Raw genomic sequence first — 14,413 nt, 5'->3', positions numbered from 1 at the left:
GCGGTGGCCCCGGCAACGGTTACGCCAGCGCGTTTGCCAGCAGGGTAATAGGATGTTCGCAGCGTTTGCTGGTGGACATCTCAATCTGCCATTTACAGGTTTCACAGTCGGTCACGACGATATCCGCGCCGCTCTCTTCAATTTGCCGGAACAGCGGCGCGCCAATTGCCTGTGACGTTGGGTAGTTTTCGCGCTTAAAGCCGTAGGTGCCTGCGATGCCGCAGCAGCGTGAATCCAGCACCGTCAGCTCCAGCCCCGGGATCAGCCGCAGCAGCTCAAGCGTATAGAGCGACCAGCCCATCTTTTCCATATGACATGGCGTGTGATACACCACTTTCAGCGGCAATTTGCCCAGCGGCAACGTCTGCCCGCCGTCCAGTTTGCGCCAGAGAAAACGGGTCGCCAGCTCGATGTGCTCGCGCAGGCCGGTGTTATCCACATCCAGCAGATGCGGATATTCATCGCGCAACGTGAAGGTGCAGGTTGACGAAGTTGCCAGTACCGGTATGCCTTTGTCGACGATCGCTTCACGTAAAGCGGTGACGTTGCTTTTCGCCTGCCTCCGCGCTTTGTCGGTAAAACCGTTGGCAATCAGCGGAACGCCGCAGCACTTCTCTTTGCTCAGCAGCTGAACGCCCGTTCCCATGGCGTTCAGCACTTTCAGCAGGTCTTTCCCCAGCTGCGGATGGTTGTAGTTCACGTAGCAGCCGTGGAAGAAGGCGACCTGCTCGGCGAACCGCGCCTGTTCTGCCGCCACGGATTTATACCAGCCGCGGAAGGTGCCGTGAGAATATTTCGGCAGGCTGCGGTGATGGTCGATTTTGAGCGTTGCATCCAGCAGCCTGCGCACCGGCTTCAGGGCGGTGGCGGCATTGACGACCGGCGCGAAAGGCGTCGAGATGCTGCCCATCAAATCGGTATGGCTCAGTATCGCGTCACGCAGCGTCGGTTTCTGCGTGCTGTAGCGCGCGCGGGCGCGCTGGATGATATCGCCAATTTTCACGTCCGACGGGCAGGCAACTTCGCAGCGCTTGCAGTTGATACAGTATTTCAGCGCCTCGTCGTAAAGCGCTCCGTCCTTCAGGCGCAGACGTTCTCCGTCGGGACCGGCCTGCTTCGGGCCGGGATAGCGCGGATCGACGCCGCTGACCGGGCAAACCGTGGTACAAACCGTGCATTTGATGCAGTTTTCAAACCGGGTGTCGTTCATTGTGCTGCCTCCCTGCGCTGAATAATCTGCTCCGCAACGTGCAGCGCGGTGACGGCGCAGACGCCGCCGCCGCAGCCCTGCGCCACGGGATCGTACCCGCCCAGAACCGAGCCGATGGCGTACAGGTTTTCAACCGGTTGCCCGTCCAGCCGCGGGCGCAGCTGGGCGTCGACAATCACCCCGAACTGCTGCCAGGGCTGCGGAGTGAAAAAATCGCTCTGATACCAGTCTGCGCGGGAGGCGCTTTGCCGGACGTCCAGCCCGAGGATCGCCTCACGCACGCCCTCCCGACTGCTCAGCAGACCGTTACTGAAGAAGCTGCCGCTTGCCAGCACCGTATAGCGTGCGCGAAGCGGGATGTCGCCGTGGTTGCGGGTCCAGATTTCGCTTGCCGCGCCTTCTGCCAGGGTGATTTTTTTCACCTCGTCGCCCGCCATCCAGACGCCACCCTGGGCGACAAACTGACGCTGAAGCTGGGTATGCAGACGGATGCCGGGCACGGAAGGGGGGAGCGTCGGCAGTAAACCGAGCGTACAGGGCAGACGCGCCGAGAGCCAGCGCCAGAGCCGGTTATCCGTTAAGCCAAAGCAGGCGGGCATAAACAGGGCGTCGCAGGTCTCGCCGAGCGGTCGAAGCGCCGCGTACAGCTGCGGCCAGTAACGTTCATTATCCAGCAGGCGGGCAATGTTCACCGCCCGAAACTCGCTGGGGTTTTCGCGCAGCACGTCGAGTTCAGGGAGGTCAATCTCGGCGGTATCTGTCTGAACACCCTGCTGCCTGAGAGACGCGGCGGCCAGATGCGGCTGAAAGTCGAGGAATCCGCTGATCCCCACCACCAGCACGCGTTCCGCAGTGATGGGGGCGACAGGCACCTCTTCCGGGCTAAGCCAGGCGGCGCGCAGGGTGCCGAGCGGCGTGACGCGCTGATGGTTAAGCTCCGCGTCACCCTGCATACGTGCGCCGCAGGTGGTGAGCAGATATTCGGTTTCACAGGCAAAGCGGGCCATATTCTCTGCGCCCGTCAGCCGGTAGGGATGTTCAGGCGGCAGATCTTCGAACGACAGCGCGCCCAGTAAATCCAGCGATCCGGAGGAGAAGTGCAGGGCGCTCTGACCACGAGTCACAATGGCGCAGCGCAGACCGCGCTGCGTCAGCTTAAGGCCGCACAGCAGGCCCGCCAGCCCGCCGCCGACGATCACGGTATCAAATTTCATGGGGGTGCTCCTTCTCCAGACCGCAAAGCCCCTGATAGACCCAGCGGGTAAACTCGCTTTCGCGCAGGGCATCGCCCCAGGCGACGGGCTGAATGCCTTTCCAGCGCTCGTTTAAAAAATCGCTGAGCTGGGCAAGCGACTGGGTTGACGTGGTGGCGTGAAAACGTTGCAGCAGCCCGGCGGCACGGCAGGCGCACAGCTCCCCCTGACAGGTGCCCATCCCGACGCGCGTGCGGCGGCGTAAATCAAGCAGGCTGTTCACCGTCAGGTTTTCCACGGCATATTGCACCTCGCCTGCGGTCACGGCTTCGCATTCGCACACCAGGCTTCGGCTGAGTCGCCCTTCGCCAAGCCAGGTCGGAATGCGGTCGCCGTGGCGGTAAATCGCCGAGCCGCGAAGCGGTGCGGGGAGCGAGATGATTTTATGCAGCGTTTTTTCTGTCGAGTGCTGCGAGCCGGGCAGGGCCCGCTCCGCCGTCACGCACGGCGTGGTATTGCCGAGCTTACGGCAGACGGCATCCGTGGCCCACTGCGCCATCAGCCGGTAGGTCATCAGCTTGCCGCCGGTAATGGTGATAAACCCGTCCATGCCGTCACGTTCGGCGTGATCGAGCAGCACGATGCCGCGGCTGACGTTACGCCCGCTCGGATCGTTATCGCTGGCGACGAGGGGACGCACGCCCGCGTAGGCACGCAGAATACGGGTCTGCGCCATCACCGGGGCCAGCTTTTCCCCTTCGCGCAACAGAATATCCACCTCTTCGGCGGTAACCCGGTTGACGTCAATGTCGCTGTAGTCAACGTGCGTTGACGTCGTACCGATGAGCGAAATGGTGTCACCCGGCACCAGAATGTCGGCATCGGACGGCTTGCGGCAGCGGTTGATGACGTGGTTATTGATGCGGTGATCGAGGATCAGCAGCGAACCTTTGGCCGGGAACATGCGGATGGATAAATCGGCGTATTCCGCGATGCGCTGGCCCCATATCCCCGCTGCGTTAACCACCACGGCGGCATACAGCTCGCGGTGTTCGTTGTACTGCGCATCAAACACGCGCACGCCGCGCACGGTATTGCCTTCACGAATAAGTCCGGTAACGTGGTGCCCGGTCAGGATATGCGCCCCGTGTTCCCGCGCGTCGAGCATATTGGCGGCGGTCAGGCGGAAGGGATCAACGGTTCCGTCAGGCACCTTCACCGCGCCAAGTAACGCCGGGTTCACCGAGGGTTCAATACGGCGCGCCTGCGCCGGATCGATCGCTTCAGCCTGAATGCCTGCCGCGGTGCAGGCGGTGATAAAGGTTTGCTGAAAATCGAGGTCGTCTTCGGGAAGGGTGATAAAAAGGCCGTTGGTGGGTTCAACGCAGTGGCGGGCGATGCGCCTGAGGATCTGGTTTTCAGCGATACATTCGCGCGCGGATTCAGCATCAGTGACCGCATAGCGAGCGCCGCTGTGCAGCAGGCCGTGGTTACGCCCCGTCGCGCCGGTGGCGATATCGTGGCGTTCCAGAAGCGTGACGCTCAACCCCCGCAGGGCGCAGTCGCGTGCGATACCGGCACCCGTCGCGCCACCGCCAATGATAATCACATCGCAAGAGCGTGGATCGTGGATTGTCATTGCCTTTCCTCTATGTTCGTTTTTTAGCATTTAGCCACAGCGATCGTGTGGTTTGTTTGATTTCGAACATAAACGCGCGAAATTCGAAAGTGAAACGTGATTTCATGCGCTTTTTTGCGCATCCTGTCATATTTCTGTAACAATCTGTGCGTTGATTCACAGTAACATTCACCGTGATTTCTTAACATCGCCGCCTCTGTAGCCGGGCGCGAGATGCCCGGTCATTATTTGAAAGGCCACGGAGGCTGTTATGCTCAGTATCTTTAAACCTGCGCCACACCGGGCGCGACTGCCAGAGGCAGAGATCGATCCTCTCTACCGCCGTCTGCGTTGGCAAATCTTCCTCGGGATCTTCTTCGGGTATGCGGCGTACTATCTGGTACGTAAAAACTTTGCGCTCGCCATGCCGTATCTGGTGGAGCAGGGCTTCTCTCGCGGCGACCTGGGGTTCGCGCTGTCGGGGATCTCCATCGCGTACGGTTTTTCGAAATTCATTATGGGGTCAGTGTCGGATCGTTCGAATCCGCGCGTGTTCCTGCCTGCCGGGCTGATCCTCGCGGCAGCGGTCATGCTGTTCATGGGCTTCGTGCCATGGGCGACCTCCAGCATTGCCATCATGTTCGTGCTGCTGTTCCTCTGCGGCTGGTTCCAGGGGATGGGGTGGCCGCCGTGCGGACGCACCATGGTTCACTGGTGGTCACAGAAGGAGCGTGGTGGCATTGTGTCGGTGTGGAACTGCGCGCATAACGTTGGGGGCGGGCTTCCGCCGCTGCTGTTCCTGCTGGGGATGGCCTGGTTCAACGACTGGCACGCGGCGCTCTACATGCCTGCTTTTGGGGCGATCCTGGTGGCGATTATCGCCTTTGCGCTGATGCGCGACACGCCGCAGTCCTGCGGCCTGCCGCCAATCGAAGAGTACAAAAACGACTACCCGGATGATTACAGCGAGAAGCACGAAGAAGAGCTGACGGCAAAGCAGATCTTCATGAAGTACGTGCTGCCAAACAAGCTGCTGTGGTACATCGCGGTGGCGAACGTCTTCGTTTACCTGCTGCGCTACGGCATCCTCGACTGGTCGCCAACCTACCTGAAAGAGGTGAAGCACTTCGCGCTGGATAAGTCCTCCTGGGCCTACTTCCTGTATGAATACGCGGGCATTCCCGGCACGCTGATCTGCGGCTGGATGTCGGATAAAGTGTTCAAAGGTAACCGTGGCGCGACGGGCGTGTTCTTTATGACCCTGGTGACCATCGCGACGGTTGTTTACTGGCTGAACCCGCCGGGTAATCCATCAGTAGACATGGCCTGTATGATCGTTATCGGCTTCCTGATTTACGGTCCGGTGATGCTGATTGGCCTGCATGCGCTGGAGCTGGCGCCGAAGAAAGCGGCAGGCACGGCGGCGGGCTTTACCGGTCTGTTTGGCTACCTCGGCGGTTCAGTGGCGGCAAGTGCCATCGTCGGTTACACCGTCGACTTCTTCGGCTGGGACGGTGGCTTTATGGTGATGATTGGCGGCAGCGTGCTGGCGGTTCTGCTGTTGATCGTCGTGATGATCGGTGAAAAACGTCACCACGCTGAAGTGCTGGCGCGTCGTCAATAAGGAGCCTTGTCATGAAATTCACTCAACTTGCAGCCGGCCTGCTGCTGGCCGGTTTGATGACCGGCTCCGCGCTGGCGGCGGATAAAATCGTGATTGCCCATCGCGGCGCCAGCGGCTATCTGCCGGAGCATACGCTGCCAGCGAAGGCGATGGCCTATGCGCAGGGCGCGGATTATCTGGAGCAGGATTTGGTGATGACGAAGGACGACCGGCTGGTCGTTCTGCATGACCACTATCTTGACCGCGTCACGGACGTGGCGGAACGCTTCCCGGATCGCGCCCGTAAAGACGGTCGCTATTACGCCATCGACTTCACGCTGGCGGAGATCCGCTCGCTGACGTTTACCGAGGGCTTCGAGATTGAAAACGGCAAGAAGGTGCAGGTCTATCCGGGACGTTTCCCGATGGGCAAATCTGACTTCCGTATTCACACCTTCGAAGAGGAGATCGAGTTTGTTCAGGGGCTGAACCACTCGACCGGGAAAAACATCGGTATCTATCCGGAAATCAAAGCGCCGTGGTTCCACCATCAGGAAGGAAAAGACATTGCCGCTACGACGCTGGAGGTGCTGAAAAAGTACGGCTACACCAGCAAGCAGAGTAAGGTTTTCCTGCAATGTTTCGATGCGGCGGAGCTGAAGCGCATCAAAACCGAGCTGGAGCCGAAGATGGGGATGGATCTCAATCTGGTGCAGCTGATTGCCTATACCGACTGGAACGAAACCCAGGAAAAACAGCCGGACGGGAAGTGGGTGAACTACAGCTACGACTGGATGTTTAAGCCGGGCGCGATGAAGCAGATTGCGCAGTACGCCGACGGCATTGGGCCGGATTACCACATGCTGGTGGCGGAAGGCTCAACGCCGGGTCACGTGAAGCTGACGGCGATGGTGAAAGAGGCGCACGCGAGCAACATGCAGGTGCATCCGTATACCGTGCGTGCAGACCAGCTGCCGGACTATGCGACGGACGTGAATCAGCTTTACGACGTACTGTATAACCAGGCGGGAGTGGACGGGGTGTTTACGGATTTCCCGGATAAAGCGGTGAGTTTTTTGAAGGATAAACGCTGAAATTGCCGGGTGGCGGCTTCGCCTTACCCGGCCTACGAACTGCGGTTTTGTAGGTCGGGTAAGCGTAGCGCCACCCGACACTGTTACATCTCGATCTCTATATCGCCTTTTGCCCGGCAGCAGCAGGGCAAAATTTCCCCTTCACTGATAAAGGCCAGCGGTTCGGTCAGCCAGTCCACCTGGCCTGCGACCAGACGGCAGCGGCAGGAGCCGCAATAGCCTTCACGACACTGGTACTCTACCTCTACCTGATGCGCTTCCAGCGCCACCAGCAGGGAAGGGTGCTCTTCCTGGCACAGCACCTCTGTACCCGAAAGGCGTAGCGTTACGCGGGTCATCAGAGCTGGAAATCGCTCAGATCGTCGGTGTTGACTTCAGAGTCAATCTGACCGACCAGATACGAACTCACTTCCACTTCCTGCGGCGCCACCTGCACGTTATCGGACACCAGCCAGGTGTTGATCCACGGGATCGGGTTAGAGCGCGTCTGGAACGGCAGATCGAGGCCAACCGCCTGCATGCGGATGTTGGTGATGTACTCAACGTACTGGCAGAGAATATCTTTGTTCAGGCCAATCATGGAGCCGTCGCGGAACAGGTAGTCTGCCCACTCTTTCTCCTGCTGGGCGGCCTGCACGAATAGGTCGTAGCACTCCTGTTTGCACTCTTCCGCAATTTCCGCCATCTCCGGATCGTCCGTTCCGCTGCGCAGCAGGTTCAGCATATGCTGGGTGCCGGTCAGGTGCAGGGCTTCATCGCGGGCGATCAGACGGATAATTTTGGCGTTGCCTTCCATCAGCTTGCGCTCGGCAAAGGCGAAGGAGCAGGCGAAGCTCACGTAGAAGCGGATTGCTTCCAGCGCGTTGACGCTCATCAGGCACAGATAGAGCTGTTTTTTCAGCGCCCGCAGGTTCACGGTGACGGTTTTGCCGTTCACGGTGTGCGTGCCTTCGCCCAGCAGATGCCAGTAGCTGGTCATCTCGATCAGCTCATCGTAGTAGTGCGCAATGCCTTCGGCGCGCTTCTGGATCTGCTCGTTGGTAACGATATCGTCAAACACCACCGCCGGATCGTTCACGATGTTGCGGATGATGTGGGTATAAGAGCGGGAGTGGATCGTTTCAGAAAACGCCCAGGTTTCTACCCAGGTTTCCAGCTCAGGAATCGAGATCAGCGGCAGCAGCGCCACGTTCGGACTACGACCCTGAATGGAGTCCAGCAGCGTCTGGTACTTCAGGTTGCTGAGGAAGATGTGCTTTTCGTGTTCCGGCAGCGCCTGGAAATCGATACGGTCGCGGGAAACGTCAACTTCTTCCGGACGCCAGAAGAAGGAGAGTTGCTTTTCAATCAGCTTTTCGAAGATGTCATATTTTTGCTGATCGTAGCGTGCCACGTTGACCGGCTGGCCGAAGAACATCGGCTCTTTGAGCTGGTCGTTTTTCGTCTGTGAAAAGGTGGTATATGCCATGAGTGTGTCCTGTGAGAGATTTTGTCAATCGGGCAAACAAAATCGTAGGCCGGGTAAGCGGAGCGCCACCCGGCATTTACATTAGATCTTACATGCGCCGCTTTCGCAGCCGTCGTCCTGAATTGACGGGGCCAGGTCGTCCTGTGCGTCTTCCGCACCGTCACGGGTGTTGTGATAGTACAGGGTCTTCACGCCAAATTTGTAGGCGGTGAGCAGGTCTTTCAGCAGTTGCTGCATCGGAACCTTGCCTGACGGGAAGCGCGTCGGGTCGTAGTTAGTATTGGCAGAGATCGACTGGTCGATAAACTTCTGCATGATACCCACCAGTTGCAGGTAGCCGTCGTTGTTTGGCATTTCCCACAGCAGCTCGTAGTTATTGCCCAGCGTTTCGTAGTCCGGCACTACCTGACGCAGCACGCCGTCTTTCGACGCTTTGATGCTGACGTGGCCGCGCGGTGGCTCAATACCGTTGGTGGCGTTGGAGATCTGCGAAGAGGTCTCGGACGGCATCAGGGCAGAGAGCGTGGAGTTACGCAGGCCGTGCGTTTTAATGGACTCGCGCAGGCCTTCCCAGTCGAGGTGCAGCGGCTCGCTGACGATCGCATCCAGGTCTTTTTTGTAGGTGTCGATCGGCAGAATGCCTTTCGCGTAGGTGGTTTCGTTGAACCACGGGCACGCGCCTTGCTCTTTCGCCAGCTCGTTGGAGGCTTTCATCAGGTAGTACTGAATCGCTTCGAACGTCTGGTGGGTCAGGTTGTTGGCGCTGCCGTCGGAGTAACGCTTGCCGTTTTTCGCCAGCCAGTAGGCGAAGTTGATCACGCCGATACCCAGGGTACGACGGCCCATTGCGCCGCATTTTGCCGCCGGGATTGGGTAATCCTGGTAGTCCAGCAGGGCGTCGAGCGCGCGAACTGCCAGCACGGCCAGCTCTTCCAGCTCGTCCAGGCTCTTAATCGCACCCAGGTTGAACGCGGAGAGCGTACACAGGGCGATTTCGCCGTTTTCGTCGTTCACATCGTCCAGCGGTTTGGTCGGCAGGGCGATCTCCAGGCACAGGTTAGACTGGCGTACTGGCGCAACGACCGGGTCAAACGGGCTGTGGGTGTTGCAGTGGTCAACGTTCTGAATGTAGATACGACCGGTAGAGGCACGTTCCTGCATCATCAGGGAGAACAGGTCTACCGCCTTCACGCGCTGCTTGCGAATGCTGTCGTCTTTTTCATATTTGGTGTATAGACGCTCGAACTCGTCCTGATCGGCGAAGAACGCGTCGTACAGGCCCGGGACGTCGGACGGGCTGAACAGGGTGATGTCTTCACCTTTCAGCAGACGGGTGTACATCAGCTTGTTGATCTGCACGCCGTAGTCCATGTGACGCACGCGGTTGCCTTCCACGCCACGGTTGTTCTTCAGAACCAGCAGGCTTTCCACTTCCAGGTGCCACATTGGGTAGAACAGGGTTGCTGCACCCCCGCGCACGCCGCCCTGAGAGCAGGATTTTACTGCCGTCTGGAAGTGCTTGTAGAACGGAATACAGCCGGTGTGGAACGCTTCGCCGCCGCGGATCGGGCTGCCCAGCGCGCGGATACGGCCAGCGTTAATGCCGATACCGGCACGCTGGGAAACGTATTTTACGATGGCGCTGGAGGTGGCGTTGATGGAATCCAGGCTGTCACCACACTCGATCAGAACGCAGGAGCTGAACTGACGGGTAGGGGTGCGCACGCCAGACATGATTGGCGTAGGCAGAGAAATTTTGAACGTTGATACCGCATCGTAGAAACGCTTCACGTAGTCCAGACGGGTTTCACGCGGGTAATTCGAGAACAGGCAGGCGGCCACCAGAATATAAAGGAACTGGGCGCTTTCGTAGATCTCACCGGTCACACGGTTCTGAACCAGATATTTGCCTTCGAGCTGCTTCACCGCCGCGTAGGAGAAGTTCATGTCGCGCCAGTGATCGATAAACCCGTTCATCTGCTCGAACTCTTCTTCCGTATAGTCTTCCAGCAGATGCGTGTCGTATTTGCCCAGCTCAACCATTTTCACCACGTGATCGTAAAGCTTCGGCGGCTCGAACTGGCCGTAGGCTTTCTTACGCAGGTGGAAAATCGCCAGACGCGCAGCGAGGTACTGATAATCCGGTGCGTCGCGGGAGATCAGATCCGCCGCTGCTTTGATAATGGTTTCGTGGATATCAGACGTTTTGATGCCGTCGTAGAACTGAATGTGAGAACGCAGTTCAACCTGGGAGATAGATACGTTGTTCAGTCCTTCTGCTGCCCAGTCGAGAACTCGATGGATTTTGTCCAGATTGATACGCTCGGTGGTACCGTCGCGCTTTGTCACCAGCAGACTCTGATTCATGTGGGTTTTTACCTGTCCGTGAAATAAAAAATATCCCCCGCTTATCCACAGATCCGTCTTGTGACTAACTCTGTGGATAAATACTACATATAGGGGTTTTGCGATAAGAATAACGCTATATGGTGAGTATTCTAGTAAGGATTCTTTTCAGTACAAGGGTTGATTTTGACGTTAAATTGAGGTTGTGAAAGGGTAAAAAAGGCTAAGTCCTCGTGCCATAAGGCCTGGAAGAGATGTCAATATTCCAGAAAAAAAATTCAAAATTTGATCGAGTGCTGATTTCTTCAACGGGAGGTCAGAATTGCGCAACATGATGTCGCGCAATCATTATAAGAATAATGGATGACGTTAGTCGTTTTTGGCGGTTGTATGCAACATATAGTTAACATCCACGCCTGGGGCAAGTTTGAATTTATCCGTTAGCGGGTTGTAGTGCAGGCCGGTGATGTGCTGCTCTTTAAGCCATGTCTGGTCAACCCAGCCCAGCAGTTCGGCAGGCTTGATAAACTTCTTCACGTCGTGCGTCCCTTTCGGCACCATGCGCAGCACATATTCCGCGCCCACCACGGCCATCAGCCAGGCTTTGCCGTTGCGGTTGATCGTCGAGAAGAAGACCTGGCCGCCCGGCTTCACCAGTTTTGCACAGGCGTTGACCACCGACTGCGGATCGGGAACGTGCTCCAGCATCTCCATGCAGGTCACCACGTCGTACTGGTGCGCATGGTTTGCCGCGTGCTCTTCCACGGTTTCCTGAACGTATTCTACCTGTACGCCGGACTCCAGCGCGTGAAGACGGGCAACCTGTAGGGGTTCGAAGCCCATGTCCAGGCCGGTAACGGTGGCCCCTTCGCGCGCCATGCTTTCCGCCAGGATGCCGCCGCCGCAGCCGACGTCGAGCACTTTTTTACCGAACAGACCGCCGGAACGCTCCGCGATATAGCCCAGACGCAGCGGGTTAATACGATGCAGAGGTTTGAACTCACCTTCGAGATCCCACCAGCGGGACGCCACCGCTTCAAATTTGGCAATCTCTTCGTGGTCAACGTTGTGAGCCACCGGGGATTTTTCGGCATTCATGGGCGCTTTTACTCCTTATTTAGCAAGACAAATGAGTATATCAGGCAATCCCTGTGAATAAAGCGTATAGGTTTACCTGTATCACCGCGGCTGTGTTATAATTTGCGACCTTTGAATCCGGGATACAGTAGAGGGATAGCGGTTAGATGAGCGACCTTGCGAGAGAAATTACACCGGTTAACATCGAGGAAGAGCTGAAAAGCTCCTATCTGGACTATGCGATGTCGGTCATTGTTGGCCGTGCGCTGCCGGACGTCCGCGATGGCCTGAAGCCGGTACACCGTCGCGTACTATACGCCATGAACGTATTGGGCAATGACTGGAATAAAGCCTACAAAAAATCTGCCCGTGTCGTTGGTGACGTAATCGGTAAATACCATCCCCATGGTGATTCCGCGGTGTACGACACCATTGTCCGTATGGCGCAGCCGTTCTCGCTGCGTTACATGCTGGTAGATGGTCAGGGTAACTTTGGTTCTATCGACGGCGACTCCGCCGCGGCAATGCGTTATACGGAAATCCGTCTGGCGAAGATTGCCCATGAGCTGATGGCCGACCTGGAAAAAGAGACGGTTGATTTCGTTGATAACTACGACGGCACGGAAAAAATTCCTGACGTTATGCCAACGAAGATCCCAAACCTGCTGGTGAACGGTTCGTCCGGTATCGCCGTCGGTATGGCAACCAACATTCCGCCGCATAACATCACGGAAGTGATCAACGGCTGCCTGGCCTACATCGACGATGAAGACATCAGCATTGAAGGGCTGATGGAACACATCCCGGGCCCGGACTTCCCGACGGCGGCGATCATCAACGGTCGTCGCGGTATTGAAGAAGCGTACCGCACCGGTCGTGGCAAGATTTACATCCGTGCCCGCGCCGAAGTGGAAGCGGACGCCAAAACCGGCCGTGAAACCATCATTGTTCACGAGATCCCGTATCAGGTGAACAAAGCGCGTCTGATTGAAAAAATCGCCGAGCTGGTAAAAGAAAAACGCGTTGAAGGCATCAGCGCGCTGCGTGACGAGTCTGACAAAGACGGTATGCGCATCGTGATTGAAATCAAGCGCGACGCGGTGGGTGAAGTTGTGCTGAACAACCTTTACTCCCAGACTCAGCTTCAGGTCTCCTTCGGTATCAACATGGTTGCGCTGCACCACGGTCAGCCGAAGATCATGAACCTGAAAGAGATCCTGAGCGCGTTCGTGCGTCACCGCCGTGAAGTGGTGACTCGCCGTACCATCTTTGAACTGCGCAAAGCGCGCGATCGTGCTCATATCCTTGAAGCACTGGCCGTTGCGCTGGCGAACATCGACCCGATCATCGAGCTGATCCGCCGTGCGCCAACCCCGGCAGAAGCGAAAGCCTCGCTGGTTGCGCGTCCATGGGATCTGGGCAACGTGGCGGCGATGCTGGAACGTGCCGGCGACGACGCCGCGCGTCCTGAGTGGCTGGAACCGGAATTCGGCGTGCGTGACGGTCAGTACTACCTGACTGAACAGCAGGCCCAGGCGATTCTGGATCTGCGTTTGCAGAAACTGACCGGCCTTGAGCATGAAAAACTGCTCGACGAGTACAAAGAGCTGCTGGAACAGATTGCCGAGCTGCTGCATATCCTGGGCAGCGCAGAGCGCCTGATGGAAGTGATCCGCGAAGAGCTGGAGCTGGTTCGCGATCAGTTCGGCGACGAACGTCGTACCGAAATCACGGCCAACAGCTCTGATATCAACATTGAAGATCTGATCAACCGCGAAGACGTGGTAGTGACCCTGTCTCACCAGGGCTACGTGAAGTATCAGCCGTTGACCGACTACGAAGCACAGCGTCGTGGCGGTAAAGGCAAGTCTGCGGCACGTATTAAAGAAGAAGACTTCATTGACCGTCTGCTGGTGGCTAACACCCACGACACGATCCTCTGCTTCTCCAGCCGGGGCCGTCTGTACTGGATGAAGGTCTATCAGCTGCCGGAAGCGAGCCGTGGCGCGCGTGGACGTCCAATCGTCAACCTGCTGCCGCTGGAAGCGAACGAACGTATCACCGCCATCCTGCCGGTACGCGAGTACGAAGAGGGCGTGAACGTCTTTATGGCGACCGCGAGCGGTACCGTGAAGAAAACCGCACTGACCGAGTTCAGCCGTCCACGTTCCGCCGGGATTATCGCGGTGAACCTGAACGAAGGCGACGAACTGATCGGCGTGGATCTGACGTCCGGTTCTGATGAAGTGATGCTCTTCTCTGCGGCCGGTAAAGTGGTGCGCTTTAAAGAGAACGCCGTTCGCGCCATGGGCCGTACGGCGACCGGCGTGCGTGGTATCAAGCTGGCGGGTGAAGACACCGTTGTTTCCCTGATCGTTCCTCGTGGCGAAGGCGCAATCCTGACCGTCACCCAGAACGGTTACGGTAAGCGTACGGCGGAAAGCGAATACCCGACCAAATCACGCGGCACGCAGGGCGTTATCTCCATCAAGGTCACCGAGCGCAACGGTTCCGTTGTGGGGGCGGTGCAGGTGGACGACGCGGACCAGATCATGATGATCACCGATGCCGGTACGCTGGTGCGTACGCGCGTGTCTGAGATTAGCGTGGTGGGACGTAACACCCAAGGCGTTATCCTCATCCGTACGGCGGAAGATGAAAACGTCGTCGGTCTGCAACGCGTTGCTGAGCCGGTGGATGACGAAGAGCTCGACTCTATCGACGGCAGCGTCGCGGAAGGGGATGACGAAATCGTCCCGGAAGCGGACACCGATGATGACGCAGCGGATGACGCTGACGAGTAA

The 14,413-nt window shown here is 57.8% G+C and carries 10 protein-coding genes; 3 read left to right on the top strand and 7 right to left on the bottom strand.

Going from position 1 to position 14,413, the window contains the following annotated elements:
- Nucleotides 1–19: 19 nt before the first annotated feature.
- From glpC to glpA, 3 genes are read right to left on the bottom strand one after another with little or no spacing between them, the layout of a single operon-like run.
- The gene (gene glpC, locus IM267_RS10785) at nucleotides 20–1,210 is read right to left on the bottom strand and encodes an anaerobic glycerol-3-phosphate dehydrogenase subunit GlpC (RefSeq protein ID WP_112791571.1); all 1,191 of its coding nucleotides are present in this window, start codon (nucleotides 1,208–1,210) and stop codon (nucleotides 20–22) included.
- Nucleotides 1,207–2,424: a glycerol-3-phosphate dehydrogenase subunit GlpB gene (gene glpB / locus IM267_RS10780; protein ID WP_193033378.1), complete on the bottom strand. Its 1,218-nt coding sequence runs from the start codon at nucleotides 2,422–2,424 to the stop codon at nucleotides 1,207–1,209. The genes glpC and glpB overlap by 4 nt, the downstream gene beginning before the upstream one ends.
- Complete coding sequence (gene glpA, locus IM267_RS10775; protein ID WP_193033377.1) at nucleotides 2,414–4,042, bottom strand: anaerobic glycerol-3-phosphate dehydrogenase subunit A; 1,629 nt, start codon at nucleotides 4,040–4,042, stop codon at nucleotides 2,414–2,416. Before glpA ends, glpB begins: the two co-directional genes overlap by 11 nt.
- A gap of 250 nt (nucleotides 4,043–4,292) precedes the next feature.
- Here glpA and glpT point away from each other — a divergent pair, with 250 nt between their 5' ends.
- Both glpT and glpQ read left to right on the top strand, forming a co-directional pair.
- On the top strand, nucleotides 4,293–5,645 hold the full coding sequence (gene glpT / locus IM267_RS10770; protein WP_063868234.1) for a glycerol-3-phosphate transporter: 1,353 nt from the start codon (nucleotides 4,293–4,295) through the stop codon (nucleotides 5,643–5,645).
- Between the two features lie 11 nt (nucleotides 5,646–5,656).
- On the top strand, nucleotides 5,657–6,718 hold the full coding sequence (glpQ, locus tag IM267_RS10765; protein WP_193033376.1) for a glycerophosphodiester phosphodiesterase: 1,062 nt from the start codon (nucleotides 5,657–5,659) through the stop codon (nucleotides 6,716–6,718).
- An 83-nt stretch (nucleotides 6,719–6,801) separates the two neighbouring features.
- Here glpQ and yfaE read toward each other — a convergent pair whose 3' ends face one another.
- The 4 genes from yfaE to ubiG all read right to left on the bottom strand — a co-directional run bounded on the left by yfaE (nucleotide 6,802) and on the right by ubiG (nucleotide 11,630).
- The gene (yfaE, locus tag IM267_RS10760; protein ID WP_063868240.1) at nucleotides 6,802–7,056 is read right to left on the bottom strand and encodes a class I ribonucleotide reductase maintenance protein YfaE; all 255 of its coding nucleotides are present in this window, start codon (nucleotides 7,054–7,056) and stop codon (nucleotides 6,802–6,804) included.
- Nucleotides 7,056–8,186 carry a class Ia ribonucleoside-diphosphate reductase subunit beta gene (gene nrdB / locus IM267_RS10755; RefSeq protein WP_063868242.1) on the bottom strand — a complete coding sequence of 377 codons (1,131 nt, stop codon included), beginning with the start codon at nucleotides 8,184–8,186 and terminating at the stop codon, nucleotides 7,056–7,058. The genes yfaE and nrdB overlap by 1 nt, the downstream gene beginning before the upstream one ends.
- Nucleotides 8,187–8,267: 81 nt before the next feature.
- On the bottom strand, nucleotides 8,268–10,553 hold the full coding sequence (gene nrdA, locus IM267_RS10750) for a class 1a ribonucleoside-diphosphate reductase subunit alpha (protein WP_193033375.1): 2,286 nt from the start codon (nucleotides 10,551–10,553) through the stop codon (nucleotides 8,268–8,270).
- A 348-nt stretch (nucleotides 10,554–10,901) separates the two neighbouring features.
- A complete protein-coding gene (gene ubiG, locus IM267_RS10745; RefSeq protein ID WP_063868243.1) occupies nucleotides 10,902–11,630 on the bottom strand; it encodes a bifunctional 2-polyprenyl-6-hydroxyphenol methylase/3-demethylubiquinol 3-O-methyltransferase UbiG in 729 nt (242 codons plus the stop codon).
- A 146-nt stretch (nucleotides 11,631–11,776) separates the two neighbouring features.
- Here ubiG and gyrA point away from each other — a divergent pair, with 146 nt between their 5' ends.
- Nucleotides 11,777–14,413 (top strand): DNA topoisomerase (ATP-hydrolyzing) subunit A, encoded by a 2,637-nt coding sequence (gene gyrA, locus IM267_RS10740; RefSeq protein WP_112791567.1) that lies wholly within the window; start codon nucleotides 11,777–11,779, stop codon nucleotides 14,411–14,413.

The organism is Enterobacter cloacae complex sp. P15RS, from assembly GCF_014895905.1.
GTDB classification, from domain to species: domain Bacteria; phylum Pseudomonadota; class Gammaproteobacteria; order Enterobacterales; family Enterobacteriaceae; genus Enterobacter; species Enterobacter quasihormaechei.
This window is presented reverse-complemented; position numbering and strand designations above follow the sequence as displayed.

Coding starts and splice junctions, on each gene's coding strand:
- glpC (WP_112791571.1), bottom strand. CDS start 1,210: ATGAACGACACCCGGTTTGAAAACTGCATCAAATGCACGGTTTGTACC.
- glpB (WP_193033378.1), bottom strand. CDS start 2,424: ATGAAATTTGATACCGTGATCGTCGGCGGCGGGCTGGCGGGCCTGCTG.
- glpA (WP_193033377.1), bottom strand. CDS start 4,042: ATGACAATCCACGATCCACGCTCTTGCGATGTGATTATCATTGGCGGT.
- glpT (WP_063868234.1), top strand. CDS start 4,293: ATGCTCAGTATCTTTAAACCTGCGCCACACCGGGCGCGACTGCCAGAG.
- glpQ (WP_193033376.1), top strand. CDS start 5,657: ATGAAATTCACTCAACTTGCAGCCGGCCTGCTGCTGGCCGGTTTGATG.
- yfaE (WP_063868240.1), bottom strand. CDS start 7,056: ATGACCCGCGTAACGCTACGCCTTTCGGGTACAGAGGTGCTGTGCCAG.
- nrdB (WP_063868242.1), bottom strand. CDS start 8,186: ATGGCATATACCACCTTTTCACAGACGAAAAACGACCAGCTCAAAGAG.
- nrdA (WP_193033375.1), bottom strand. CDS start 10,553: ATGAATCAGAGTCTGCTGGTGACAAAGCGCGACGGTACCACCGAGCGT.
- ubiG (WP_063868243.1), bottom strand. CDS start 11,630: ATGAATGCCGAAAAATCCCCGGTGGCTCACAACGTTGACCACGAAGAG.
- gyrA (WP_112791567.1), top strand. CDS start 11,777: ATGAGCGACCTTGCGAGAGAAATTACACCGGTTAACATCGAGGAAGAG.